This is a genomic window from Frankia sp. CpI1-P (genome assembly GCF_001421075.1).
Classification (GTDB): Bacteria; Actinomycetota; Actinomycetes; order Frankiales; family Frankiaceae; genus Frankia; species Frankia torreyi.
This window is the reverse complement of record NZ_LJJX01000003.1, coordinates 241,802-267,509: the sequence shown is the minus strand read 5'-3', so window position 1 is coordinate 267,509 and position 25,708 is coordinate 241,802. Positions and strand designations below refer to the sequence as shown.

Below are 25,708 nucleotides of genomic sequence, written 5' to 3'. Positions count from 1 at the left end.
TCGGAGACCCGCTCGACCGCGACCTCGATGCCCTTCTTCAGGCCCAGCGGGTTCGCGCCGGCGGCCACGTTGCGCAGACCCTCCCGCACCAGCGCCTGAGCCAGGATCGTCGCGGTCGTGGTGCCGTCACCCGCGACGTCGTTGGTCTTCTTCGCGACTTCCTTGACGAGCTCCGCACCGATCTTCTCGTACGGATCCTCGAGCTCGATCTCCTTGGCGATGCTCACACCGTCGTTGGTGATCGTGGGAACGCCCCACTTCTTCTCCAGAACGACGTTGCGACCCTTCGGACCGAGCGTGACCTTGACCGCATCGGCCAGCTGGTTCATGCCGCGCTCCAGGCCGCGCCGAGCCTCCTCATCGAAGGCAATGATCTTTGACATGGGGATAAATCCTCCTGAGGCTCATGCCTGCGGGGAGGAGTGCCGGCCGCCAGCGGGGCCAAGCAACGAAAACGATGGGCCACGTCGTGGCCCAGGCACCCGTCGCGCCAGAGGTTGGCACTCGACCTTACCGAGTGCTAATCCCTGTATAGCCCTCGGCGTCTCGGAAAGCAACGTCGCTACCACACCGCGAGGTCGTTCCACCGCTCAGGGTTGACCCGCCACGGCGGCCGGTGCGATGAGGTGGCAGGTGCGACAGTGCCGCGTTGATCGTTTGCGGTTACGGTACGGGCATGGAATCCGGTCTTGGCCATGACCACGGCGGGCATCGCCACGACCACGGCGGACACCGCCACGATCACGAGCGCCGGAGTGGACACGAGCGCCGGGACGGACACGAGCATGGCGCGATCGGGCGGTGGGCACGGCTTCGCGACGGCATCTCGGACGTGGTCGGTGGACACAGCCATGACAGCGCCGACCAGATCGACGATGCGCTGGAGGCGGACGCCGCCGGCCGGCGCGCTCTGCTGATCAGCCTGGCCGGTCTCGGTGCGACCNCAGGCCTGCAGGCCGTGGTGGTGGCGCTGTCCGGGTCGGTCGCGCTGCTCGGCGACACCCTGCACAACGTCGCCGACGCGCTGACCGCCGTGCCGTTGCTCATCGCGTTCGCCGTCGCACGCCGTCCGGCCACGGCCCGGTTCACCTACGGTTTCGGCCGCGCCGAGGATCTCGCCGGCCTCGCCGTCCTCGCGATGATCACGCTGTCGTGCGCGCTCGCCACCTGGGCATCGATCTACCGTCTGGTCCACCCCGAGCACGTCGACCATCTGGGGGCGGTCGCCGCGGCCGCGGTCGTCGGCTTCGTCGGCAACGAGATCGTGGCCCGCTACCGCATCCGCGTCGGTCACCAGATCGGTTCCGCCGCGCTCGTCGCCGACGGGCTGCACGCCCGCACGGACGGCTTCACCAGCCTCGCGGTCCTGTTCGGTGCCGCCGGGGTCGCCGCGGGGTGGCGCTGGGCCGACCCCGTGGTCGGCCTGGCGATCACCGCGGCGATCCTCGGGGTCCTGCGGTCCGCCGTCCGGGTCGTCGGCGCCCGGCTCATGGACGCCGTCGACCCGGACGTGGTCACCGAGGCGACCGACACCCTGCTGCACACCGAGGGCGTCGAGGCCGTCCGCGAGCTGCGCCTGCGCTGGATCGGGCACACCCTGCGCGCCGAGGCCGACATCACCGTCGACCCCGACCTCACCCTGGCCGCCGCCCATGACGTCGCCCACGCCGCCGAGGCGCACCTGCTGCGCCACATCCGCCGCCTGTCCGCAGCCACGATCCACACCAGCCCCGCCCGCCACCACCCCACGGCCGCCACCGCGTGAGTCCCAAGGACGTTCGTTCAGCAGGAGTCAGGGTTGGCAGGGCCGCGGGGGGGTGAAACGGGCGGCGACGGACCAGCATGGGTCTCCATGCCGAACCACTCGGACGCCAGGCGGCGGGAGTCGTGGTCACCGAGCCATTGCAAGGCGTAGGTCTCACCGACGAACCGGAAGCACCCCGCGTCCCAGTCGTCGAGCTCGTCGGCCAGGTCGTCCGGCGCCACGAAGGTGTCCGTGAACGGTAGGCCCGACTGTGGCAGGGACAGAAACAGCAGTGCCCCATGGCGGCCCTCGGACCAGCGGCGCCACNACAGAGCGCCGCCCGTCTGCGTCCGATAGACCTCGGGAAGGACGAGCAGCAACCCGACTTCGTCCTGGGCAAGCCAGATCCGCGCCACCCGATGCCTGAACCGTTCCAGCCTCGGGTCAGCCGGGATCGGCTCGCGCCGCGGGCGCCACGGCACGGTCAGCCGAACCTCCTCTCCGGAAGACCCACATCGTGCCCCAGTATCTTCCGCACCGGAGGCCTGGAAGGGGGTTCCGCCGAACCGCGCCAAGGGACTCACACCAACCATCCCCTGATCACCACCGGATACGCGCCCTAGTCATCGACGTCTGTGGGGACCACCAGGACGGGCCGGCGAGTCCAGTGGAGCGTCCGGTGGGAGACCGAGCCGGTGAGCAGCCGTTCCAGGGCGACGCTGACGCCGCCGTGACGGGTGCCGATGACGATCGCGTAGGCATCGACACTGTCGGCAACGGCAAGCAGCTCGGTCGCGGGATCGCCGGCCCGGACGTGGAACCGCCAGTGCACGGGGGTCGCCGCGAGCGTGCGGTCCGCCAGCGCGCGGGTCACCCTGGTCTGGGCGTCCTCCTCGGCTCTGAGGAACTGCTCGCACGCGTGCCGACCGGGCACGGTGGAGACCATCGTGCGGATCTGCGCAGGGCTGAGGGGCTGGACGTGGACGACGTCGAGCTCGGCGTCCAGCCGCGCGGCGAGGTCGGCCGCCGAGCCGAGCGCGGCGGGAGCGGCATCCCCGGTGTCGACCCCGACCACGACGTGCTGCATACCTACAGGGTTTCCCCCAGCGGTGTGGCTCAGGCCCCCGCGGCTCCATCAATCGCCACCGAGCGCCATGGAGTGCCTCCGAGCGCCGTCGAAGTCCGCGGGGAGGCTACGGCTTCCGGGCGATTCCGCCGTACACGCTGACCTGGGCGTCGGTGAGGCCGGGCGGGTCGGGGGCGGCCGGGCGCCAGCGGTGGACCAGCTCGACGCCCGGATCGATCAGCTCCAGCCCGCCGAACAGACCTTCGACCTCGGTGCGGCTGCGCAGCCGCACGGTGATCCCCTGTTTCTCGTAGGCGACGGCGAGGTCCTGCGTGGCCGGGTCGTGGTCGGCGGTGCCGTTGGTGAGGATCAGGTAACTGCCCGACGGCAGCGCGTCGACGAGACTGCGGATGATGCCATGCGGATCGTCCGAGTCCGGAACGAAGTGGAACACCGCGATCATCGACAGGGCGACGGGCTGGCTCAGATCGAGGGTCTCGCGCAGCTCGGGAGCGGCCAGGATGCTCTGTGGGTCGTGGAGATCGGCGTCGAGGTAGGCGGTCCGGCCCTGGGGGGTACTGGCCAGCAGCGCGCGGGCGTGGGCCAGGACGATCGGATCATTGTCCGTGTAGACGACCCGCGCCTGTGGGGTGACGGCCTGGGCGATCTCGTGCACGTTCGGGCTGGTGGGGATGCCGGTGCCGACGTCGAGGAACTGCCGGATCCCGGCCTCGCCGGCGAGGTGGCGGATCGCCCGCACCATGAACGCGCGGTTCTGCCGGGCCGCGAGGGAGGCGTTCGGGAAGGCGGCGCTCGCCTGCTCCGCAGCCACCCGGTCGGCGGGGAAGTTGTCCTTCCCGCCGAGGAAGTAGTCGTAGATGCGGGCCGTATGCGGCTGGTCCGTCTTCAGATCGATCGACGGATGCTCCTCGGCCAGGGACCTCCACCACGGCCCGACCTCGGACTCCCCGCCACCCTCGTCCGGTTCCACCGTCACCAGCCCAGCCCTCCCGAATCGGGATGATCCTCGCGAATCACCCTAGCTTCAACGGGTTACGCCCGCATCCGAGGTCGGGCGGGATCCACGTCGGAGGTCTCAGCGGTCCCATGCGCTCCCAGGCGCTCCCAGCGGCCCGGGGGGCACATCGGCGGCCCAACCGGTGACGGACATCTGTCATGGTGCCATCCCGTTGTGTGATCGCCAGCCCCGAAACCGGCACGGAAGTGCCACCGGAGCACGACAACGAGTCAGCCGGGTCGACCCGCGCGCCGGTCGACCTCACCCGAGGTCCCAGGGCTCGCACGAACGGAATCTGGCAGTCTTCTGCCAGAATTCGCAGGACTCCGCTGCGGCGAACGGATAGCGTGCGGACGCGTGGCCACCACACCTCCGTCGGCGCCCCGCGCTTCCACCCGAGGTTCCCGATGAGCACCCTGCGCGGCGAGCCGCGCGTCGCCGATCTGTCNGCCGATCTGTCCGCCGGCCTGCCGCCGGAGCGCGAGCAGGTCGTCGCGTCCTGCCCACCCGTGCCGGCCTGGACCGAGAACCTGTTGTTCACCCCCTACGACCCGACCCACAACATCGGCATGTGGCTGCATCTGGGCACCGTGGCCGACGCCTNGGAGCTGTGGGAGGACCGCGCGCTCGTCACGTTGCCGGACGGCGAGGGCGTGCTGTCGATGTGGGCGTACCACCGCACCGATCCGGCCCGCCGCCCGGCCGGTGCCAACCTGCGCTTCGAGTGCCTGCAGCCGTTCCGGCGCTGGCGGGTCACCTTCGACGGCTTCTGCCTGCGCACGCCGCAGGAGAGCATGCGCACCGGCCTCGTCCGCGACGGCGAGAAGGTCCGCCTGCAGCTCGACCTGGAGATCGAGTGCGCGACACCCGTCTGGGACGCGCACACCGCGGCCGCGGCGGCGACCGGCCGCGGCGGCATGGACCAGCAGCAGTGGGCGAAGGAGCACTACGAGCAGCTCTACCGGGCCCGCGGCACGGTGCGGTGGGGCCGGCGCGAGGTCGCCTTCGACGGCACCGGCTGGCGCGACCACTCCCGCGGCCCCCGCGGGGACGACTCGGTCAACGGCTGGGGCGGGCACGTCATCGCCGGCTGCCTGTTCCCGGGCAGCGGCCGCGCGTTCGGGCTGTCCCGCTACTGGTCGACCAATGGGACGGTGACGCTGGAGGGCGGCTACGTCGTCGAGGCCGGCGCACTGACACATGTCCGGGTGGTCGACGTGCCCCGGCTCGACGGGCTGGTNGCCAGCGGGGAGGTGCTGCCCTTCGGCCTCGCCTGGCAGGATCGGCGCCTGGAGCTGACCGCCACCACCCGGACCGGGCTGTGGACCACGTTTGCCGGCGGCCTTCCCTACGGCGTTGCCTCCCCCGGGCGGGCGTACGCTATCAACTGGGCGTCCTGCGACTGGGACGGCGACGTGGGCTACGTCTACGTCGAGCGTTCGGACCTGCGGGCCGGCTAGCCCGCCTGCGCGCCGGGCTCCGCGGCCGGGGTGGTGAACGCCGGGCCGGCGGCCACAGGGCAGGCCAGCCCGCCGCTTGCCGGGCATCAGGTCGTCGCCGGTAGCAGGTCGCCGCCTGGTAGAGGTCGCCGCCTGGTAGAGGTCGTCGGAGACGAGGGGGGACGCCCGGTGGACGGCACGCCGGTGCGCGGTAGCGCGCAGCCGGTGCGGGCCCGCCCCGCGGCATGGTCCGAGCACAAGGCCCGGGTTCGGCAGGCGCTCGTCGACGCCGCGCTGGAACTGTTCGCCGAGCAGGGCTACGAGTCCACCTCCACCGAGCAGGTCGCCGCGCGCGCCGGCGTCTCCGCCCGTACCTTCTTCCGCTACTTCGCGACGAAGGAGTCCGTGCTCTTCTTCGGCGAGGACGACTACATCCGTTCCTTCGTCGGCGTGTACCTGGCCCAGCCGGAGTCGCTGAGCGAGTTCCAGGCGATGCGGGCTGCCTTCGTCACGCTCGCGCCCGGCGTGGCCCGCCTGCGGGAGCGGATCAGGCTCTACCACGTCGCCGTCGCCTCGTCGTTCCTGCTGCGCGGCAAGGAACACGACAACCAGCAGGGCAATCGGGCGCTCGTCGCCCGGGCGGTCGCCACGCGGCGCGGCCTCGCGCAGCCCGACGAAAGCTGCGAGCTGCTGGCCGCGATCGGGATCCTGGCCGAACAGCNCGCGATGCAGCGTTGGCTGCAGGGTGCACCGTCCCGCAGCCTCGGGTCCTACGTCACCGCCGAGTTCGCGACGCTAGCCGATCTCATGGGCCCCGTCGCGCAGTAAGCGGAAGAACGCTCGGACGTCCTCGGCGAACAGCTCCGGTTNCTCCAGGGCGGCGAAGTGACCGCCGCGCGGCAGTTCGCTCCAGTAGCGCAGGTCGTAGTGCGCCTCGACGCAGCGCCGGGGCGGCGTCACGATCTCCCGCGGGAAGACCGCGACCCCGGTCGGCACGGTGACCGGCCGGTCCGGGGGGCCGAACAGGCCGGCCCGCATCGACTCGCGGTAGAGGCGCACCGACGAACCGATCGTGCCGGTGACCCAGTAGGTGGTGATGTTGGTGAGCAGATCGTCGCGGCTGATCGCCTTCTCCACGTCGCCGTCGCAGTCGCTCCACGCCCGGAACTTCTCGACGATCCAGCCGGCCAGGCCCGCGGGCGAATCGGCCAGGCCGTGGGCCAGCGTCTGCGGCTTGGTGCCCTGGATGGCCTGATAGCCGGTCTCGGTCTGGGTGAACCGCACGACCCTCTCCAGCGCGGCGCGCTCGGCGGCGCTCAGCGCCGCCATCATGGCCTCGTCGGGCGGCGGCGCCAGGACCAGGTTGAGATGGATGGCCAGCAGCCGGTCCGGATGGTGCGCGCCCAGGAGGCTGGCGGCGATCCCACCCCAGTCGCCGCCTTGGGCGGCGAAACGCGGATAGCCCAGTCGGGCCATCAGCTCGACGAGTGCGTCGGCCACCCGACGGATGTGCCAGCCACCCTCGCGGGTCGGCCCGGACCAGCCGTATCCCGGCAGGGACGGGCAGACCACGTGGAACGCCTCGGCCGGGTCGCCGCCGTAGGCCGGCGGGTCCGCCAACCGGTCGATGACGTCGAGGAACTCGATGACCGATCCGGGCCAGCCGTGGATGAGCAGCAGCGGAACGGCGCCGGGATGCGGCGACCGGGCGTGAATGGCATGGATGGGCGTCCCGTCGACCGTGGTCAGAACGTGCGGCCACCGATTGATCCGGGCCTCGGCGGCCCGCCAGTCGAAACCGTCTCCCCAGTATTCACACAGGTCCCGCAGGTAGGCCAGATCGGTGCCGTACTCCCAGCCCGTCCCGGGAATCTGATCGGTCCAGCGGGTGCGCCGCAACCGGTCACCCAGATCGTCGAGAACGGCCTGATCCGTGCGGACCGTGAACGGCTGCGGCGAGGAATCGACCGGCGGCATCGCGGCGCACCTCCTGTTTCCCCAATACTGACCGACAGGCACCACTGGCCAGCCGTGAAGGCGTGCCGGATCACCACCCGTCGATCTCTTTCTGGCATTTGACTGCCATGGTCGACGAGAGGACCGGACTCGGACTGACCAGACTATGGATCATCCCAACCCGTCGCGCAAGGGTTCGGATCAGCAGCCCTCTGCCGAGGTCAGGGCCGGGTAACCCGAGCCCCGACGCATCGACGATCAGGCATTGACTCTGACAGTTCACTGCCATACAGTGCGTCGGCATCATCGCCGACCGTCGGGTCCGCCGCGATCCCGCCGCCCGCCGGTCGGCGCAGGTGATGACCGTTCCCGCGACCAGTCGAACGGCGGACGTTCCGCGTCCGGCGCGACATCCGCGGGCGCCGGTGGCTCCTTTGTGGTGCTCGGCGAGAAATCCCGCCGGGCACGTATTCGTCCCGCCGCGAGGAGGACACGTTGCCGGAGTTGACGAACGCCAGCTACATCGAATCCGGGCTGCCGACCCGGGACCGTCAGCGCGATCCGGAAAAGACGCGGCAGGCGCTGGAGTCCTGGTTTTCGACGGCCCTGCCGCACCGGTCCGATCTGCACGTCACCGAGGTGACGCTACCCAGGACCGCCGGGGTGGCCAACGAGACGTTGCTGTGCGAGACGAGCTGGACCGAGGCCGGGGTGGCCCGCTCGGCGGGCTACGTCGTGCGGGTCAACTCCCCCGACTTCCTCTACAAGGACGCCGACCTCACCGTCCACGCCGAGATGTACCGGGTGCTGGGCCGCGAGCCGGGCATTCCGGTCCCCGCGGTCGTCGGCCTGGAGACGGACACCGGCGTCCTCGGCGAGGCCTTCTTCGTCATGGAACGCGTCGAGGGTCGCGTGCCCGGGGACACCCCGCCGTTCCACACCACCGGCTGGGTGCACGACCTGGTCCCCAGCGAGCGCGCCGTGCTGTGGCGCAATGCGGTCGAGGTCATGGCCCGACTGCACCAGGTCGATCCGGCGAAGGTGGCGTTCCTCGACCGTCCGCACCTCGGCCCCGACGGCCTGCGGCAGGATCTCGCGCACTGGTTCGACGTGGCGGCCTGGGTGGCACGGGGGCGCGTCGATCCGGTGATCGCCGCGGCCGAGCGGTGGCTGCGCGCGCACCTCCCCCCCACCGGCATCACCGCCCTGGCCTGGGGCGACTCCCGGCTGCCGAACCTGATGTTCAGCGGGCTCGACGTGGCGGCGGTGTTCGACTGGGACATGGTGTGCCTGGCCGGCGCCGAATCGGACCTCGCCTGGTGGACGGTCATGGACTACAGCAGCACGGAGTCGGTCGGCGTCGAGCGATTACCGGGCATCGGCAGCCCGGCGCAGACCGTGCGCCGATGGCAGGAGCTCGTCGGCCGCGACGCCGCGAATCTGGACTTCCACCTCGTCTACGCGTCGTACCGGCTGGCGGTGATCCTGCGGCGACTGGGCGACCTGTACGGGGCGACGGGTGCGATGGCGCCGGAGACGATCGAGGAGCTGCGCAGCAACAACTTCGGGCAGCAGTACCTCGTTCAGATCCTCGACCTTCCCCACCCGCACTCGATCACGATGACCTGNCCGGGCCTGGAGATCTGAGCCCAGCGCGGCGACACCAGGGCTGGACCCCGCCGGCACACGCGGCTACNATTCTGGCAGTCCAATGTCAGAAACTCGCGGCGAGGCAGCGGCCTCGGCGTTGCGTCGGGACGCGGGAACGCGGCGGGAGGGACAGTGAGTCGTTCATTAGGGGGCGCGGCCGTCGTCGGGATCGGGCGGTCGCCGTTCGTGCGCTCCTCGGGGCGCACCACGCTGTCGATGGCCGCGCAGGCCGCCCGGGAGGCGCTCGCCGACTGTGGGCTCACCGCCGCGGACGTCGACGGCTTCACCTGTTACTCGACGGGCGACAGCGCCGGCCCGAGTCAGGTCGCCCACGCCATCGGGGTCGACGACCTCGGGTGGAGCCTGAGCGTCCTGGGCGGCGGCAACATCGTCACCTCGACCGTCGCGGGGGCCGCCGCAGCGGTGCTGACCGGCCAGGCGGAGGTGGTCGTCGTCTACCGGGTGCTCGGCTCGCAGACCCGGTACGGCCGGGCGCTGGAACGGGTCGAGGTCGACGGNGAGGGGCAGTTCGCGGGGCCGCACGGCTACCTCGTGCCGCCCCAGTGGTTCGCGATGTTCTGCCGTCGCCACCAGTACGAGTACGGATCCACCGCGGCGGACCTGGGCGCCATCGCGGTGCAGGAACGCGACCACGCGGTGCGCAACCCGCACGCGGTGGCCCGCTCCCCCATCACCCTCGACGACTACCTGAACAGCCGGTGGATCAGCGAGCCGTTCCGGCTGTTCGACTGCTGTTACGAGATCGACGGCGCGGTGGCGATCGTGGTGACCAGCGCCGAGNGGGCCGCGGACCTGCCGCACCGTCCCGTCCACCTGCTCGGCGCGGCCGACAGCAATCGCTTCGGCGGCTCGGTCGACCAGTGGGACGACCTGAGCTGCATGTACTCCCGGGACACCGCGCCCCGGCTGTGGTCGCGCACCGGCCTGCGCCCCGCCGACATCGACGTCGCCTGCATGTACGACTGCTTCACGTTCACCGTGATGGCGACCTTCGAGGACTTCGGGTTCTGCGCCAAGGGCGAGGTCGGCGACTACTTCCGGGCCGGCCGGGCCACCTACGGCGGCGACGTCGTCGTCAACCCGCACGGCGGCCTGCTGTCCGAGGGCTACATCCACGGCCTGAACCACCATTACGAGGCGGTCCTGCAACTGCGCGGGGACGCCGGGGACCGCCAGGTGAGCGGCGCCGAGACGGCGCTGGTCACCTCCGGGGCGGGCCCCTTCGGTGGCGCCCTCGTCTACGGAACGGCGGCGGCATGACCACGACGCACGAGGAGCGCCCGAGCGTGGGGGCCGATCCGCTCAGCCTTCCGCCGCAGCCGGTGCCGGACGCGGTGACCGCGCCCTTCTGGGCGGCCCTGGCCGAGGGCCGGCTGGCCATGTGCCGCTGCGAGCACTGCGGGCTGTGGCTGCAACCACCGCTCGAACGGTGCCGGCGGTGCGCGGGGCCGACCCGGTTCACCGACGTCGCCGGCACCGGCGCCGTCTACTCGTTCATCGTCCAGCACCGGGCGACCGTGCCCGGCTATCTCGACAACCTGCCCTACGTGGTGGCTCTCGTCGAACTCGACGAGCAGGCCGGCCTGCGCCTGCCCGCCCGGATCGTCGGCATCGACCCCGCGGAGGTGCGCTGCGGCCTGCGGGTGCGGGCGGAGTTCACCGAGCTGCCCGGCGGGGACTTCACCGTCGCCGTCTTCCGCCCGGTGGACGGCCCCTGACCACGGGCGGCCCGGCTCATCACGCCGATTCCGGCACCGGGCCGCGGGATTTCCGCCCACGGTAGGCTGCGCGATGTGGCGGGGGGATTGTGGGCACGGATAAAAAGCGGCTTCGCCGCGGACGCCGAGCATGTGACGACGTGTTTTCTACCCGCGCCGGGATCGGCGCCGATCTGGCCGGCGCAGGGCTATCTGCGGCTGTGGCTCGCCGAAGGTTTCCTCGCGAAGGCACGGAGCTGGGAAAACGACCGCTTTCCGGTGCTGCATGCCGGCGCGTCGCTGACGTTCGGCGCCGGCGCGCCGGTTGCGTTCACGACGTTCTCGCGGCCGGCCGCCGCCTGGGCGGTGCCCGGCGACCAGCTTGATTTCCCCATCACCCCGCTGCTGCCGTTCAACGGCGGCACCGTGGAGATCGAGGCGGCGGTCTACCAGGCGACCCAGACGGGTCCGCTGGGCACGGCCGCCTCGTTCGTCGCCGGTTTCGCCGAGCTGCTCGGGCCGCCCCTGGCGACCGCGGCGTCGGTGGCGAACGCGATCTCCACCGGCCTGGACTCGCTGATCGGCGCGGCCGGCGACAAACCGGTCCTCGGCGTCCACTACGCGATGATCAGCCCAGGTGGCGGCGGCCAGCCGGTGCAGGCGGGCCACCTCGCGGTCGTGAACGCCCCGCCGGGCTCGCTGCCCGGTGAGCTCACGATCGGCGCCGACGGCCGCCTCGCCGTCCGCGGCGGGCCAGGCGGTTCCGGCGGGCCAGGCGGTTCCGGCGGGCCAGGCGGTTCCGGCGGGCCAGGCGGTTCCGGCGGGCCAGGCGGTTCCGGCGGCGGGGAGCGGCGGCTGACCGGGGTCGACTACCTGGTCGTGCGGGTCGAGACCCGCGCCGAGCATGACGTCTGGCTGTCGCCGGCGATGACGGCGCTGATCGCCCAGGCCCGGCTGGCGCGGACACACGGGCGGGCGGGGGCGTTCGCCGACCACCGCGCCGAGGCCGTCACCCTGGCCTGGACGTCCGCCGACTACGTCGAGTCCGACCGCCCCCGGATCGCCGCCGCGATCGCCGCCGCCCTGGACGCCGGCCCCGAGCAGGCCGCCTTCGGCGACCCGGACGCCACCGTCGCCGACGAGGTCATCGCCCTGCTGCCCGCCCGCGACGACCCCGCCCTCGCCGCCCTCACCCTCGCCGACCTGCTCGCCGTCTGACGGCGCCGGCCCGACCCGGCGGAAGGGGAGCCGGCGCCATCCCCTGATCCGAGTCGCGGAATGCCACTCGCAGGGTGCCACTCGCAGGATGCCGATCGCGGGATGCCGATCGCGGGTGCCCTCAGCGCAGGAACAGCAGGACGTCATCGCCGGGGCGGGAATCGTCGGTGGCAATGGCGATCGAGACGCCCGGGCCGATCCGGGACGCCGCGGACCCACCTGGATCGTCGGAGGTGACGGCGTCGCCGGGGGTGGCAGCGTCGTTGGGGGTGACGGCGTCGCCGGCGGCCGCCTCGTAGATCAGGTCCTTGACCCGACGGGCCGCGAAGGCCGGTGCCAGGAGCCGGCCGTCGCGGCCGAGCCTGCCCTGCAGCGCGAGGTCGACCGTCTCGCGCACGGCCGCGCCGACCGCGGCCGCGAGCTCGTCGGGCAGCGGCGGAATCACGAGCACCGCCGAGGTCCCCGCGTCGAGCGCGGCGATGGCCAGGTCGACGAAGCCGGCCCGGTCCTCGCCCAGCGGCGCCGCCGCGCCGTCCACCGGGTCGGCCTGCAGCACGGTGAGAGGGATGCCGGCGACATCGAGATCCTCGATCCCCACCAGCGTCTCGTCACCTGCCGCGGACAGGCCGGCTCCGTCGTCGTCGCTCACCCGCAGCCGCAGCCCGGACATGGTGTGCACCGGGGTACCGATCGCCTGCGCGATGACGGTCGAGGCGGGTCCAGCATCGTCGGGCCGCAGATGGCGCGGGCCGCGGAAGGCACCCACCGACGTCGGCAGGCTGGGCCGGCCGGCAGCCGACCGAAGGCTTCCCGACCCGAAGCGCGCGAAGACGAGCGTGCGGGCGGACTGCGGCGGCGCGGCCGCGGCGAGCCGCCGCTCCCAGTCCACACCCCGCGCCTCGTCCTCGACCACGAGCGGGATCAGCCACAGACTTCGCCGCTCCCGGGCACGCCAGCGACGCCGGCGCACGAACGTCGCCCGCTGCCCGTCGAACCGCCACAACGGCCGGGCGGGCAGGACGCGGTCGATCAGCGGCCGCGGCCGGCCCGACCAGGACGACCAGAGCCAGGCCGGAACTGTGGTGACGAGGAACTTCGTCTGGCGTGGGGGCACGGGAATGGCCGTGTAACGGCCTTCCCGGACCTCGATCGGCGCGTCGACCCGCAGGCGGAGGCGATCCGGCGCAGCGGGGCCGTCGTTGCGGCGCCGACGCCCACCCGAACGGCGGCGCCCCGGGCGCAGCGACACACGCATTGCCGAGAGCCTGCCGGGAGCCCGAGCGGATATCGTCGCCACCGACGCCAGTGCGAGCAGGATGCCGGGGATCAGCAGGGCGGGCAGCACCACGTCCCCGTCCCACCATGAGGTGCCCTCGCCCGTCCGGACCGTGTGCCCGGACCGCGAGAACACGACGATCAGTCCCGTCACGGCCACGACCAGCAGCACCGCCGCGACCGCCCCGACCACGATGCGCGCCCGTCGCCGGGGACTACGGCTCGCCACCGCCGATTCGGACGGCCGTAGCGGAATGGCCGACCTGTCGGGCTCGAGATCCTCGAGATCGACCATGTCGACCGCGTCGTTCCCGTCGACCGCGTCGTCCCCGTCGACCGCGTCAACCGCGTCGTCACGGACGGCAGCGGCGACCGGGTCGCGCCAAGGGAGCGGCTGCACCACGGTCGCGGACAGTTCGAGCGGCAGGGACAGTCGAAACGCATCCCCCGAGCCGGCCGTGGGTCGGCGCTCCCACCGGGCCGGCCCCGGAGTCAACCCAGCCTGCACCGGCTCGAAGCGTTCGAACCAACCCGGCCAGGCGACCAGCCGCGAGGGGACCGTCTGCGGGGCGCTTGCCAGCCCAGCACGCTGGCGCAGACGGGCGCCGAGCACGGCCGCGGCCTGGGCGCCGAACTCGTCGCCGGTGTCCCGCAGCCAGTCCGCCACGGAACGCGGCTCAAGATCGGACGGACGTTCCAGTAGCGCGACGGCGTGCGCGGGCAGCCGCGGGCCGAGGACCTCGGCGACCGCCATCGCCGCGCGGGCGCCGGCCAGCGGCGGCAGCGCGGACAGCGCCCGGGCGACCGGGTCGCCGACCGTAGGCGGCTGGCGGGTGCGCTGGGGCGAGGACGGCGGGCCTTGCGAGTCCCGGACCAACGCGGCACCGCATAGCCGCGTCTGCGGGTCGGTGAGCCGGTCAAGCTCCCGGCGGACTTCGTCGGTCAACCCGNCCGCTCCGAAGCCCAGCGTCCCCCACTCGATGCGATCCACGACGCTCGTGCCCGAGGGTAGACCCGGTTCGTCGACCGACGGCGGAGCAGCCAAGACGACGGGCGAACCCGACCGCGCCCGGCGCGTCAACGACTCGTGGTCCTGGCAGCGCCACCAGGCGTGCCAGCTACCCGCCTCCGCGGGACTGTCCGGCAGTTGCCCATTGACCAGGGCCAGCACCAGCCACGCCTCGGCCCGCACTGATACGGAACCCGCCCGCGCGAGCTGGCGGATCGACGGGCTGAACTCGGTGGTCCGGTAACGGCGGCACAGCGCCAGCAGAGCCAACTCGCACTGCTCGACGGCGGCGAGGTCGTCGCCCTCCGCCCGGGCCGCCTCGCGATACTCTGCGATGATCTCGGCGGCCCGGTGCGGCTCGTCGAGCAGCGCCCACGCGTCGGCGACCTCGACCGCGAGCGGGCGGATCTGACGATGCAGCCAGCTCGTCGGGTGCCGCCCGGCCACGTACCCGAGACGGTCGTCGAAGCGTTCGAGCGTGCCGCGAGGGATCACCCGATGCTCGAGGGTCAGGTGGACGGCCGCGGCGACGCGCCGCTCAGCATCGATGTCCCCGGTGCGCCCGAGGATCTCGGCCAGCCAGTGGNCAGGCAGGTCGGGCGGCTCGGCCGGTGGAACCCCGCGGGCGCGCAGCAGCAGCACGGCGAGATGGGCGCGGTCGACGAGGCCGGGAGGGGCCGCCCAGTCGGCCCACTGCCGGGCGGCTGCGGGCTCGAACCGCTCGATCGCCGCGAGCAGTCCGTCCGGCGACCCGCCAGCGGTGGCGGACAGGCGTAACGTCAGGATGGTCTCGACCAGTTCGGTGACAAGCTCGACCGTGGGATCGCCCGCTTCCGGTGCGCTGCGCGCAGCGCCGAGCAGTGCCCCGACAGCCGGATCGCCGGGGCCGGCGTGGCCGGTGCCGAACCGGTCCCAGTTCCCCACCGGGCCGACGTCGGGCAGCTCGCCTTCCGCGACCGCTTCCGCAGCCGCGAGCAGTGACCCGACCGGAACGGCGTCGAGGGCGTCCACGACAAACCCACCGGGAGACTCGCGGGGATCGGTGGACCGGGTCGCCCGGCTGTCTGCGGGCCGGGCGAGGATCGCGGCGGTGGTCGTCACTGCGGTCGTGTCGATCGGCGAGGACGCGCTCCCGGCAGTCAACAGCCCGAGCACGGCCCTGGCTCGCAGGACGCGTCCCTGCTCGGCGAAGGGGTGGCGGGGTGCCTGGTCGAGCACCCCGGCCCAGAGGGCCCGGGACCCGGTGCGCTGCCCCGTGTGGATGCGTGCAGCGGCCTGGGTGGCGAGGACCGCTGCCAGGATCGTCGGGTTGGACGGGCTCGGGGCCGGCGCGTCAGAAGGGCGCGGCGTCGGGGATGGCGCGGGGCCGTCGGCGCGCAGGCGTTCGACGGCGGCGGNACGCACGCAGACCTGGCCGGCCCAGCCCCATTCGCCGGACGCGACGATACGCTCCTCCAGGGCGGCCCAGAAGAGACCGGCGTCCGCGACCGGTAGCAGCCGCACCGCGGTCTCGACGGCCTCGGCGGTGACCGCCGCCAGCGGGCCGGCGGTGACCAGGGCGGCCGCGTCCCGGCCGAGCCCGGCACGGTCGAGCGGGTAGCGGTCGGGCTCGGCGGCGACGGCGACCCGGATGCGGTCGCGCAGGTGCTCGTCGACCTCGATCACCAGCGGTTCGCCCCGGGAACCCAGCGCGCGGACGTGGGTCCACTCCTGAGCGGCGAGGCCGTCGAACGCGGCCTGCGGGTCGAGGCCGGCCCGGCGCAATGCGGGGCTGATCATGCCGAGGTCGAAGCGGCCGAGCTCGGCGGCGATGGCGAGGGCGCCGCGGGCGTTGTCGTCGGCGAGGCGGGCGATGATGCGCCGTTCCACCAGCGGGTCACCGGCGGCACGCAGCACGGCCGGGTCGAGGTCGGGCTCGCGGGCGATCCACTCCCGGTAGGCGGCGAGCTCGAACGGGTTGTAACGGACCTCGCCCGCCGGCGTGGGAGGCATCCGGGCCCGTTCCAGTAGCGCGGCGCGCAACGCGCTCCCGCGCCGGCGACCGGGCAGGACGGTTGCCTGGGAGGGCAGGACGGTTGCCTGGGAGGTCGAGTCCAGGTTCATGTCGTCGAGTCCGGCGTCCGGCTCGGAGCGCGGCGCGTCGAGGTAGCGGTGGGCCTCGACCGCGGTGAAACCGGCGACCGGGACCACCCGGACGTACTCGCGGGCCAGCAGGACGGGTCCGCCGGCACGTTGCCTCTCGTCGGGCGGGAGGACGAGCGGGCGGCGACCGGCGAGGACGACCCGGACGCCAGGGAGTTCGGCGTGCAGGCGTTCCAGCAGGTCGAAGGTGCGGTCGATGGCGGGGGCCGCGGTGCCCGGGGCGTAGAGCTTGGCGAGTTCCTCGCAGGTGTCGAGCACGAGGACGACGCGCGGCCGGCCCAGTTCTCGCAGCACCCGGGCGAACGCGCGGACGACTTCGTCGAACAGCGCCCGGATCGTCTGCGCGGCGGCGGCCCGCAGCGCGCCCGCGGTCGACCGGACCGGGCCGTGGTCCGGGTAGACCGCCGAACCATAGACCTGCTCCGCGGCCCGATCTGCGGCCTGCTCGGCGGGCGAGGGGTCGGGGCCGGCGCGGCCGAGCTGCTCGTGCAGTGCGTTCGCCGCGTCGCGGAAGCGCCGGTACGAGTGGTACCAGCCGCGGCTGGGTCCGTAGCCGGCGAGCTCGTCGGCGAGGGCGAGCAGCACCTCCGCGGGCCGCTGCTCGGGGTAGCGAGGATCGAGATGGTCGAAGTCGACGCGCGCGACGGGGAACGACGCGAGGCCCCGCGCGGCCGCGTACGCGCCCGAGGCGAGGTAGCGCAGCACCATCGTCTTGCCGATGCCACCGGTGCCGAGCAGGTGGACCGCCCACTGCGTGCCCGGCCCGTCCTCGGCGAGCAGCTCGCCGAGCGCGTCCTCGGCTTCGGCCCGGTTCTGGTAATCGCGCAGGTATTCGGCGTCCTGGGCGTCGCGGTGGGCGCGGTCGAGCCGCCAGCCGGCGCGGCGGGCCGCCTCGGCGAGCGTGCCCCCGCAGACCGCGCCGATCGTCCGCGCCGCGGCCACGAGGCGGGTTGCGGCGGCCAGCCCCGCGGCCGGGTCGACGCGGGCACCGGCCGGGCGGGCGGGTGCGGCGACGGTGACGAGACCGTCGACCCGCTGGAACAGGCTGGACCCGGAGCGGTCGCGGCGGTGCTGGACGGCGACCTCCAGCCAGGGCGCGAACTCGCGGGCGAGCTCTCCCGCGGACGCCTCGGTCGCCGCCGCGATGACGTCGCTGAGCGCGTCGACCTCAGCGTCGACGTCGAGACCGAGGCCGCGCAGGTGGCGGCCGACCTCGTCGCGCCGGGAGGCTCGCAGCCAGAACACCTGGCGGATCGTCCGGCGTGGGCCGAGGGCACGCCGCCGCTCGATCAGGCCGGCCTCGTCGAGCTGCGCGAGCAGCGCCGCCAGCTCGTCGGCGGCCACGAGGCCGAACAGGGTGGCGGTGGCGTCCGTCCACTCGGGCACCAGCGCCAACCGGCACAGCCGGGTCGACTCGAACGCTGTCAGGGTCGCCGCGCGCGCCCGCGCGAGCAGTGCGCCGACGTCGGGCGGCCCGCTCTCGGTGGGATCGCCGTCATGGCCGGTCGCCCCGGCGGGGCGACCGGGCAACGGGGATGGCGGAGGCGGCGACGACGACCTCACCGGAACTGCTCCTCGTAGGCGCGCATGGCTCCCTCGTCGTCGGCGGCGACGAAGGTTTCGAGGGTCGTGAGAATCTCGGCGAGCAGGTACAGGTCCTTGCGGACAGCGGTGGGTATGCCGTTCAAGTGAGCGAGGCTTTCTTCGATTTTCACCCGTGACGCGTTCCGCGCGGCCGTGTAGACGAATGGATACCGCCGTTGCCACGGGTGGAGGAGCACCCACTGATAGCCCAGTATGGCGCTCGCCCGAGGCATCGGGGCCAGCTCCGGAAAGACGAAGCCGGGCTGCCCGGCCTGCCCGTCCCGGAACTGCTTGAGAAAAATTCCCTCCTCCGCCAGCAGGGAGGCGGTGACGACCACGGGGATCGGCCGGTCCGGGCTACCCAGCCCGTCGCGGCGGATCATCGCCAGCAGCGGCCGTAGCGCNCCGACCCACCGATGCACCTCGTCACCGAGCACGACCACCCGCGTCGTCGCGCCGAACGGCTCGCCGGCGGCCGCGGCCGCGTCGGCGAGCGCGCCCAGGTCTCGGGCGAGGCGGTGACGCAGCCCNGGTCCGCGCAGCGGGGCCGTCCCGGCGGCGAACTCCGCGACCGCATCGTTGAGCAGGTCGAACCGTTCCTCGACGTTGACGCCGAGGAACGCCTGCGGGCTGACGGTGGCCGCGAGCCGCGAGTCCGGATCGGCGTCGAGGACGGTCAGCGGCGGCGGATCGATGCCCAGCACCTCGGCGATCATGATTGCCTTCTCGAGCACCTGGCTGACGACCGCACGCAGGTCCGTCGGCGCAGCGCCGTCACCGAAGGGCCCGACGAGCAGCGGCAGATGCCCCGTCCGCAGCAGGCGCAGCCCGACCTCACGCAGCAGCCGGCTGCCGCCCAGGCCGCTGATCGGGCCCTCGGCCACCACGGCGACGAACCCGGGGCAGGTTTCGGCTGCCGGGGCGGCCAACGCCTCGGTCGCGGCGAGCACCGTGTCGTGACCGATGAACACCGGCGCCTGGCGCAGCCCCAGGCTCTCGGCGGCCCGGCGCAGCCCGAGCACCGGCGCCGGGTCGACCACCCGCAGGTCCGGGGGCACGTTCTCGGCGAGGACGAGGGTCGGCATCGCCCAGTCGAGGTACCGGCTCGGTGGGTCACCCCGCAGCAGCGCCGCGCGCCGGCCAGCCGCGGCCGCGTCGACCACCGACGCGCCCTGCTGCACCGCCCGCACGAACCGGCGGGTGAACATCCGGCTCGCCTGCTCGCTGACCTCACCGGACATCGCGACGACGATCGGCACGCCACGCAGGGCGAGCTCGGCCGCGAGCGACCGCCCGGCGGCCCGAGCCGCGTCCGGAAGCGCGTCGGTGATTCCAGCCGGCCCGTCGCCGGGACCGCCCGCGTCCTGGCCGCCCGCGTCCTGGCCGGCGGGGCGGGCGCTGCCGCAGGCGCTCAGGATGACCGCCACCGGCATCCCCGCCGGGCCGCGCAGCGCGAGCGCCAGGGTCTCGCCGTCGACGAAGCGGAACCCGTCCGGTTCGCCGGAGTCAGCGACGCGCAGGACCCCGCGGTGCTCGTCAACGTCGCCGTGCGCGACCAGGTGGACGACGTCCGGCGCGAACCGCGCACACGCCTCGCCGAGGTCGGCGAGCGTCGCGTTCGTCATCGCCCGCGAGACGCACAGGCCCTCCGCCTCGAAGGCGCGCATCAGGCCCATGAACATCGCCCCCGGGCGGATCACCGCGTCATCGAGGGCGGAGCCGGCGACGAACAGCACCCTCGGCACCCGCCGGATCGTCACCGGGGCCGGGGTCGCCGCGGGCACCACCCGGGTGACGGCGACGAGCGCCCGGGGATGCCCGGCGAGCGGCGCCTCCCCGTCGTGCATCGCCTCCCACACCAGGCCGGCCAGCGCCGTGTCGTCCGCCGGCCAGCGCAACGCGAGCTCCACCCCCCGGGCGGCGCGCACGGCGGGCGCGGCGAGCAGGCGTTGCCACACCGGCGCGAGCAGGCACTCGAACAGCCACCGGCCGTAGAGCTCGGCGTCGCCGTCGCGCAGGTCCCGGCCGGCGATCCGGGCCAGCAGGCCGGAGATCTCGCCCTGGTCGCCGGCGCACACCGCCGCCAGTGCCGGGTCCGCCCCGTCCGGTCCGGACGGCGGGCCCGCACCGAGCGCGGACCGTGGCGGGGGCATCCAGCCGCCCGAACGGTCGGGGTGACCCGCAAGGTGGACGTGACCGGGACGAGGATCCTGGTGCGCGCCCGCCCTCGGCCCCCTCTCCCGGCCCCGCCACGGAGCCGGACGAGACGGCACGGGCCCAGGCCGCGGCCCCGCGGCGAGCTGCGACCCCGAAACGACACCGACGCCGGGCAACGGATCCCACGCGGCGGCCCCATCGGGCGCGATGGCCCCGTCGGCCTCATCGGGCGTGGCGGTCCCGTCGGCCCCGCCGGGCACGGCGGTCCCGTCGGGCGTAGCGGTCCCGTCGGGCGTAGCGGTCCCGCCGGGCGTAGCGGGCACGGCGGGCGTAGCGGGCACGGCGGGCGTAGCGGGCACGGCGGGCACGGGCAGCGCAGGCGGACCCGGTGGTTCCACCCCCCGCCAGGCAGGCACCCGCCGCGGCAGCCCGTCGACGTCGGTGACCACCACTGCGGCCATCTCGTACCGCGCGGTGATCCCCGCGCCCCGCACGTGCACGGTCCAACCGTCCCCACGGTCCTCGACGTCGACGAGGACCCGGGGGATTCTCACCGCGCCCCGGCCAGGGGTGAGGGTTCCAGGGCCGTCACGCACGCACCTCCGACCGGGAATCCGCCGTCCGCCGGGGTCCCGGGCGGCGCGGCGGATCCCCCGTCCGTCAGTTCACCCCGCCGGAATCCCGTCATCGTCAACGAACCTTCATCTCGGCCTCGACGGACAGGGCCTCGCCGCGGGCGAGCAACCACGTGGTCAGACGGATGGCGAGGGCGGCCACGTCGCCGGGCGGGGGCGGGGCGGCGAGGACCCCCGGTTCGCCGCAGGTGCGCAGCAACGCGGCGAGCCGGCGGTGCAGGGCGTCGAGTTGCCCGTCGGCGGCGACGAGGTGCCCGTCGGCGGCCAGGAGGTGCCCGGCGGCGGCGGCGAGGTGCGCGGCGACGCCGGCCTGCACGGCCAGGCGCGCGGCTGGGCGGGACTGGCGGGCGTGCGGGCTGATCGACACCGGGTCGCTGCGCAGGGCCCTCGTCCAGCTCGCGATCCGGCCACCGGGGTCGAACCAGGCCGGGTCGTTGCCGGCGGCAGCGAGCAGCGTGGTGGCGCCGATCGGCAGGGCGAGCAGGGCGTCGGCGGCGGCGGGCACGACGGCCAGGTGCCGGCGGAGCTCGGCCGCGGCCGGCGCGGCGGCGTCCGTGCCCGCCGCCAGCCATGCCTCGGCATCGGCGACCGCCGTCAGCACGCCCATGGGCTTGCCAGCCGGCGGTGCGGGGGCGGCCGGAGCCGAGACGGCCATGGGGGCGGGCTGGTGTGCGGCCGGGTGCTCGCCGCGGACGCGGCGGACGAGTTCGCCGAGCAGCGCGCGGCGGACCAGCGGCGGCGGGTACGGGTGGCCGGGTGGGGACAGCCCGGCCAGGCGGGCGGGCGCGGCGTGTTCGAGCTCGTCGACCGCCCACGCCGCCGCGTCGGCGATCATGACGGCGGAGAAGGCGTCGGCGAAGAGCTCCGCCTGCCAGCCCGACCACCGGGCGGCGAGCTCCGCGTCGCCGCCCGAGGCTGCGCGCACCGCGTGGTCCAGCGCGGCGCGGGTCAGGTCGGGCAGGCCCGGCACCAGGTCCCGCTGGACGTGGTGGCCGGTCTCGTGGGCCGCCGGGGCCAGCCACCACGCCTGGCGCGTGGCCCATTCCGGCAGGGCGATCGCCGGGATCGGCAGCTCGCGCAGCAGGGCGCGGACGGCCTCGTCCACCGCGTCGGTGCGGGCCGGCGGACGCAGCGACGCCGGCACGCTCGACCGGGTGACGGCGAAGGCGTTGAAACGCGGGTCGACGTAGGCGAGCGGCCCGGTCGGCGCGGGCCGCCCCATCGCCGCGAACGGCTGCGACCAGCACGAGCGGACGAGTTCGTCGGCGGCCAGCAGAATCGGGCCCAGCCGCTCGTCGAGCCGCTGGTCATATCGTTCGCGATACCAGTCGAACGTGCGCCGCACGACGGTCAGCATCGTCTCCACCGACCGGCAGCCGTCGTAGCGCGCGCCACTGTCGCCCAGCTCCCGCAGGGAAACGACCCGGCCGGCCAGGGCGGCGAGCATCCCGCCCAGCACCCCGTCGAGTATCCGGAAATGATTTCCAAAGCGGAGGAACCGGTCATCTCCGCGGCGGACGTCCAGCCATCCGGAGATATCCCGCTGCGCCTGCAGCACCGCTCCCGCGGTCCGGTCGATCCGGAGCCGCGACCGATCGGAGCCGAGATCCACCCCCATGTCGGCAAGAGTACCGAGTCGACCATAATGCGTCCTGCCTGGGCTGTTCATCCGCCCCCTTCGGCGGCAGAATGCGTCGACCCGACTGCGCCGCCGCACGCGGGTCGTCCGCGCACATTCCAGGCGCGGCGAGGGGGAGGGCGGCGTTAGTGTCATCTGTCATGAGAGCCGTGGGAGTGGTCGAGTTCGGCGGGCCGGAGGCCCTGCGCATCGTGGACGTGCCCGAGCGGCATGCCGGGCCGGGCGAGGTCCGGATCCGGTCCGCCGCCGCCACCGTGAGTCCAACGGACACCTTCACCCGCAGCGGTGACCGGGCGAAATGGCTGTCGAAATGGGCGCCGCCCTACGTGCCGGGGATGGACGTCGCCGGCGTCCTCGACGAGATCGGCGAGGGGGTGTCGACGGATCTCGCGATCGGCGACCACGTGATGGCGATCGTCGTTCCCGCCGCGTCGAACGGCGGTTACGCCGAGCAGGTGGTGGTGCCGGCCGAGTCCGTCGCGCGGGTCCCCGCGGGCGTCGGCGACGTGGCCGCGTCGACGCTGCCGATGAACGGGCTCACCGCGCGGCTGGCGCTCGACCTGCTGGGCCTCACTCCCGGCCAGACGCTGGCGGTGACGGGAGCGGCCGGCTGCTTCGGCGGCTACACCGTCCAGCTCGCCAAGGCCGACGGGCTGCGGGTCGTCGCCGACGCCTCCGAGGCGGACACCGAGCTAGTGCGGGGGCTCGGCGCCGACATCGTGGTGCGCCGCGGCGACGACGTCGCGCAGCGGATCCGGGCGGCGGTACCCGGTGGGGTGGACGGGCTGGCGGACGGTTCGATCCAGAACGACGCCCTGCTCGGCGCGATCCGCGACGGCGGCGGGTTCGCCGCCGTCCGCCCGTTCCAGGGCGAGACCGAGCGTGGCATCACGGTTCACCAGGTGTGGGTGCGTTCCTACGCGCGCGAGCAGGCCAAGCTCGACCGGCTGCGCCAGCTCGTCGAGGAGGGCGCCCTCACCCTGCGGGTGGCGAAGGCCATTCCGGCCGAGCAGGCCGCCGAGGCCCATCGCCTCCTGGAGAAGGGCGGCGTCCGCGGCCGGCTCGTGCTGACCTGGTGAACCTCCGGGTCCGGCGCGAAACCGCCGGACCCGTCCAGCCTGCCCGCCGACTCTCTTTCTTTCGCTCTACTCGGGATGGCGCCCTACTCGGGGATGGCGCCGAACCGCCGGATGACGCCGAGCTGCCGTGACGGCGATTCAGCGCCCCGGAAGTGGCCGTCCTTTCGAGGTAAGGTTTCGGCAAGCCACGCCACCGGCGGTCGGGCGCCGCAGGTGGGGCGTCGGCGGCGGGCCGTCGAGGGCGGGCGCGGAGGTCAGACACGTTCCGGCGGGCGGTCACCGGAACGACGGCAGGGGCGGTTTTCCCAATATCACACCGGTCGGACTACAGCCCAACCGCCACCCACGCCGGAATCTTCCGACAGTCAAGCCACATTGATATCCACTGCCCACGCACAACGGCAGCGGCACAGGTAGTCAATTCTCGCCCGACAACAAAACAGACCATCTTTGATCAATGCCAATTGCGCGGAACTTTCGTAGGCTGGATATGCGCAGGCAGGCATCAGCATTGCCGCCACAGNTAGACGGAGCTGGTCGGCGATCCTCGCCACTCGCGGCGAGAGAACCCCGACGGCGGTCGGCCCGNCAACGACGGTGTGTAATCACCCGCCNGACACGGCGTTCCNGTCTCCGGCGAAGACCGAAGCCGCCGATCAGGCGCAACGAATATGCGTGCGGCCGCAACGGCTCGTTGCACTCTGTCCCAGATACGCCCAGCACGGTGTGATGTGTCCACCGGCGGACGCGCAGCCCGCTTCCCAGCTACCGNGGCGAGGAGGACACCTGATGATGTCAACGGGATCCTCCTCCTGGGATGTCGGATTCCGCCGAGGGTGGCTGCCCCGCCCGCACTCGATCACCCACTGCGATGGGCGGATCGCCGCGCGGGTCTTCATGGGCGGTGAGGCACACCGGGAGAGGGCCACGGGCACCGCACGCACCGGTCCTCTCCCGGACCCTGCCCGCACGCCGGGCACCAGCACCGAGCGCACACACCGGGTCTGCGTACGCCGGTCCTCCACCGGCACGGGCCCGACCACCACATCTCCCACCCCCACAGCGGGCTCCCGATGGGCCGCGTGCGGCCCCCGGTGGACCGTTGCCGCGGGCGGACTGGCCAGGACGGGAGACGAACCCATGGACGGGCGGGTGGGCCAGGGCGACTGTACGGGCAGGACCGCGGGGGAACCGCNGCNGCGTTGGCGGCGGCCGGCCTGCGCCCCCGGGCTGAAGTTCGCCAGCCAGCATACGGACGTGGTCGTCCGGTACCGCTACGCCGGGCGGATCCGCGAGGTCCGGATTCCCGTCGCGCTGTGGGCNCCGTTTGTCCACGACGTCCGCACCGGCGTGTTCGACCGGTTGACCCCACACGACGGGCCCCTCGGCTGGACCTCCTGGGGAGCCGGCAGCGGCCAGGTCGCCCGCGGCCTGCCGGACGAGGTGATCGTCCGATTCCGCCATCTCGGGACCATGCGGGAGAACCGGCTGCCGCAGACGATCTGGGACCAGATCCTGGTGGCCGTCCGCGCCCACGCCATCGATGACCTGGACGCCGGCGTGGACGATGCAGCCACCGACCGGCGCCCGACCGGCTTCCGCACGGTGCACGGCAGCGCCCTGCCGCTGGTCCGCCAGCGCGAGGGCGGCTCCGAACGGTTCCGCGGCACGCAACCGCGTCCCCACCACAGCCACCCCGCCCGCTAGCCGGGCCCGCCGCGGTCCGCGGAGGGCGGACCGCGGCGGGCTCGCACGACGGCCGCGCGGGCCGGACCAACGCCGGTCCCACCGCGTCGGACCTGCGGGCTGCCCGCCGCACCCCTCACGGCGGGCAGCCCGCCAGATCCCCGCGCCGGAGGCACCACCCCCACCGGAACGGCTCACCCACCAGACCCGCCTCCCCCGCAGGACCCGCCTCACCCACCAGACCCGCCTCCCCCGCAGGACCGGCCGCCCACCACCGGATCGGCCGCCCCTCAGACTGGCTGCCCGCCGACATCCCAGCGCCGGCGTCCGACCCCCCGGAACCCCCACCGGCGAGCGGGTCCGCCATGGCGCCCACCGGCGGGCAGCCACCCTTTCCCTCACCCCGACGACCCTCGCCCCCCGACAGCCCCCGCCCTGACCATCCCCGTCCGCCGACCACTCCCCCACCGGTGGCGGCCGCCGCATCACCCCCATCCGCCAGGGGCGCCGGCGGATGCGCGGCGCCGCCGCCGGACCACCATCCACCGGGGTCCGCCGTGCCCGACGGCGGGCCCCGGTGGATGCCACCGCATTCGTGGGGCGTTGCCCGGCGGCGCGCGCAATCCGGCCGCCGGCCGGTTCCCCCGACGCCGTGCCGGCCGCGCCGATACTGGCTCGAGCCCGGCGCGACCG

General features: G+C 73.6%; 13 protein-coding genes and 6 pseudogenes. 11 read left to right on the top strand and 8 right to left on the bottom strand.

What is annotated here, in order from left to right:
* Both FF86_RS03700 and FF86_RS34600 read right to left on the bottom strand, forming a co-directional pair.
* Nucleotides 1-383 (bottom strand): TCP-1/cpn60 chaperonin family protein (locus FF86_RS03700; RefSeq protein WP_304438094.1); only part of this gene is annotated, 383 nt, incomplete at its 3' end.
* Between the two features lie 179 nt (nucleotides 384-562).
* Complete coding sequence (locus FF86_RS34600; protein WP_173667250.1) at nucleotides 563-787, bottom strand: hypothetical protein; 225 nt, start codon at nucleotides 785-787, stop codon at nucleotides 563-565.
* A gap of 157 nt (nucleotides 788-944) precedes the next feature.
* Between FF86_RS34600 and FF86_RS03695 the strand changes: the two genes are divergently transcribed.
* Nucleotides 945-1,765: cation diffusion facilitator family transporter (locus tag FF86_RS03695; protein ID WP_396229746.1), on the top strand; the 821-nt coding region annotated here is incomplete at its 5' end.
* Between the two features lie 598 nt (nucleotides 1,766-2,363).
* On the opposite strand, the gene FF86_RS03685 is transcribed toward FF86_RS03695, so the two are convergent.
* Nucleotides 2,364-2,831 (bottom strand): universal stress protein, encoded by a 468-nt coding sequence (locus FF86_RS03685; protein ID WP_044888222.1) that lies wholly within the window; start codon nucleotides 2,829-2,831, stop codon nucleotides 2,364-2,366.
* 106 nt (nucleotides 2,832-2,937) lie between these two features.
* Nucleotides 2,938-3,807: an SAM-dependent methyltransferase gene (locus FF86_RS03680; protein ID WP_199865534.1), complete on the bottom strand. Its 870-nt coding sequence runs from the start codon at nucleotides 3,805-3,807 to the stop codon at nucleotides 2,938-2,940.
* Nucleotides 3,808-5,069: 1,262 nt separating this feature from the next.
* On the opposite strand from FF86_RS03680, the pseudogene FF86_RS39615 reads away from it, so the two are divergent.
* The 3 pseudogenes from FF86_RS39615 to FF86_RS39610 all read left to right on the top strand — a co-directional run.
* Nucleotides 5,070-5,288 (top strand): annotated as a pseudogene (locus FF86_RS39615) (6-phosphofructokinase); the annotation flags it as partial.
* A gap of 30 nt (nucleotides 5,289-5,318) precedes the next feature.
* Nucleotides 5,319-5,988 (top strand): annotated as a pseudogene (locus tag FF86_RS03670) (TetR/AcrR family transcriptional regulator); the annotation flags it as partial.
* 1 nt (nucleotide 5,989) lies between these two features.
* Nucleotides 5,990-6,095 (top strand): annotated as a pseudogene (locus tag FF86_RS39610) (TetR family transcriptional regulator); the annotation flags it as partial.
* 42 nt (nucleotides 6,096-6,137) lie between these two features.
* Here FF86_RS39610 and FF86_RS03665 read toward each other — a convergent pair.
* Nucleotides 6,138-7,244: epoxide hydrolase family protein (locus FF86_RS03665; protein ID WP_242418104.1), on the bottom strand; the 1,107-nt coding region annotated here is incomplete at its 3' end.
* A gap of 618 nt (nucleotides 7,245-7,862) precedes the next feature.
* Between FF86_RS03665 and FF86_RS03660 the strand changes: the two are divergent.
* From FF86_RS03660 to FF86_RS03645, 5 genes and pseudogenes are all read left to right on the top strand, one after another.
* Nucleotides 7,863-8,851 (top strand): annotated as a pseudogene (locus tag FF86_RS03660) (phosphotransferase family protein); the annotation flags it as partial.
* Nucleotides 8,852-9,392: 541 nt separating this feature from the next.
* Nucleotides 9,393-9,674: pseudogene (locus FF86_RS64950) on the top strand (nonspecific lipid-transfer protein); the annotation flags it as partial.
* A gap of 1 nt (nucleotide 9,675) precedes the next feature.
* Nucleotides 9,676-10,154: thiolase C-terminal domain-containing protein (locus tag FF86_RS64945; protein ID WP_396229745.1), on the top strand; the 479-nt coding region annotated here is incomplete at its 5' end.
* The gene (locus FF86_RS03650) at nucleotides 10,151-10,612 is read left to right on the top strand and encodes a Zn-ribbon domain-containing OB-fold protein (RefSeq protein ID WP_044888218.1); all 462 of its coding nucleotides are present in this window, start codon (nucleotides 10,151-10,153) and stop codon (nucleotides 10,610-10,612) included. The genes FF86_RS64945 and FF86_RS03650, both read left to right, overlap by 4 nt.
* Before the next feature lie 75 nt (nucleotides 10,613-10,687).
* Nucleotides 10,688-11,809: a hypothetical protein gene (locus FF86_RS03645; protein WP_055864163.1), complete on the top strand. Its 1,122-nt coding sequence runs from the start codon at nucleotides 10,688-10,690 to the stop codon at nucleotides 11,807-11,809.
* A 3,682-nt stretch (nucleotides 11,810-15,491) separates the two neighbouring features.
* Here the strand turns inward: FF86_RS03645 and FF86_RS39605 are convergent.
* The 3 genes and pseudogenes from FF86_RS39605 to FF86_RS03630 form a co-directional block, all read right to left on the bottom strand.
* Nucleotides 15,492-17,798: pseudogene (locus FF86_RS39605) on the bottom strand (hypothetical protein); the annotation flags it as partial.
* Between the two features lie 552 nt (nucleotides 17,799-18,350).
* On the bottom strand, nucleotides 18,351-19,972 hold a 1,622-nt coding region (locus FF86_RS03635; protein ID WP_242418103.1), incomplete at its 3' end, for a CHAT domain-containing protein.
* Between the two features lie 694 nt (nucleotides 19,973-20,666).
* Nucleotides 20,667-22,229 carry a hypothetical protein gene (locus tag FF86_RS03630; protein WP_044888214.1) on the bottom strand — a complete coding sequence of 521 codons (1,563 nt, stop codon included), beginning with the start codon at nucleotides 22,227-22,229 and terminating at the stop codon, nucleotides 20,667-20,669.
* A 161-nt stretch (nucleotides 22,230-22,390) separates the two neighbouring features.
* On the opposite strand from FF86_RS03630, the gene FF86_RS03625 reads away from it, so the two are divergent.
* Nucleotides 22,391-23,329 carry an NADP-dependent oxidoreductase gene (locus FF86_RS03625; RefSeq protein ID WP_044888213.1) on the top strand — a complete coding sequence of 313 codons (939 nt, stop codon included), beginning with the start codon at nucleotides 22,391-22,393 and terminating at the stop codon, nucleotides 23,327-23,329.
* A gap of 1,323 nt (nucleotides 23,330-24,652) precedes the next feature.
* A partial coding sequence (locus FF86_RS03620; RefSeq protein ID WP_206778887.1) for a hypothetical protein occupies nucleotides 24,653-25,036 on the top strand: 384 nt, incomplete at its 5' end.
* Nucleotides 25,037-25,708 lie beyond the last annotated feature (672 nt).

Coding starts and splice junctions, on each gene's coding strand:
- FF86_RS34600 (WP_173667250.1), bottom strand. CDS start 787: ATGCTCGTGTCCGTCCCGGCGCTCGTGTCCACTCCGGCGCTCGTGATC.
- FF86_RS03625 (WP_044888213.1), top strand. CDS start 22,391: ATGAGAGCCGTGGGAGTGGTCGAGTTCGGCGGGCCGGAGGCCCTGCGC.
- FF86_RS03630 (WP_044888214.1), bottom strand. CDS start 22,229: ATGGGGGTGGATCTCGGCTCCGATCGGTCGCGGCTCCGGATCGACCGG.
- FF86_RS03685 (WP_044888222.1), bottom strand. CDS start 2,831: ATGCAGCACGTCGTGGTCGGGGTCGACACCGGGGATGCCGCTCCCGCC.
- FF86_RS03650 (WP_044888218.1), top strand. CDS start 10,151: ATGACCACGACGCACGAGGAGCGCCCGAGCGTGGGGGCCGATCCGCTC.